Source organism: Bacillus cereus group sp. BfR-BA-01441, assembly GCF_022663075.1.
GTDB lineage: Bacteria > Bacillota > Bacilli > Bacillales > Bacillaceae_G > Bacillus_A > Bacillus_A cereus.
Genome location: NZ_JAKUEU010000246.1, coordinates 1 through 580, shown reverse-complemented (window position 1 = coordinate 580; position 580 = coordinate 1). Strand labels below are relative to the sequence as shown.

Below are 580 nucleotides of genomic sequence, written 5' to 3'. Positions count from 1 at the left end.
TGTTGCTCCTGTTGCTCCTGTTGCTCCTGTTGCTCCTGTTGCTCCTGTTGCTCCTGTTACTCCTGTTGGAATATATATTGGTGGAAGAGCTGGAAATGTAGGTCCAATATTCTCAGGTTCTATCTTACCTTTATTTATTGATAATTTATCATTCCGCTTCAATTTAATTCCTCATTCCACATATTTTTAATTAACTTACATAAGTATGAGTCTATTATTAAGGAATACTTTCATAACTATTCTTTTTTCTTTCCAAATGATTCATACAGTTATTAAACATTTTACCGTTGCTTTAACTACTACTATTAATATAATAAAATGATAGTTCCATTCCAAAAACACGAAACTTATTGCATTCTAATTTAAAAATGAGGTGATTTAAATTCAAGATAAAAATGAAAAAAGAATAGAAGAACTAGTATCAATAGCTCTTGAAATTATTCTTCCATACAGACTTACTGGACCTACTGGAAGTACTGGACCTACCGGAAGTACTGGACCTACCGGAAGTACTGGACCTACCGGAAGTACTGGACCTACCGGAAGTACTGGACCTACCGGAAGTACTGGACCTACCGGA

The 580-nt window shown here is 35.2% G+C and carries 1 protein-coding gene and 1 pseudogene; one reads left to right on the top strand and one right to left on the bottom strand.

The window, feature by feature from the left end; all coding sequences use genetic code 11:
- The coding region (locus MR107_RS30340) for an exosporium leader peptide-containing protein (protein ID WP_242293174.1) at positions 1 to 162 on the bottom strand (162 nt) is incomplete at its 3' end.
- 220 nt (positions 163 to 382) lie between these two features.
- Here MR107_RS30340 and MR107_RS30335 point away from each other — a divergent pair.
- Positions 383 to 580 (top strand): annotated as a pseudogene (locus MR107_RS30335) (collagen-like protein); the annotation flags it as partial.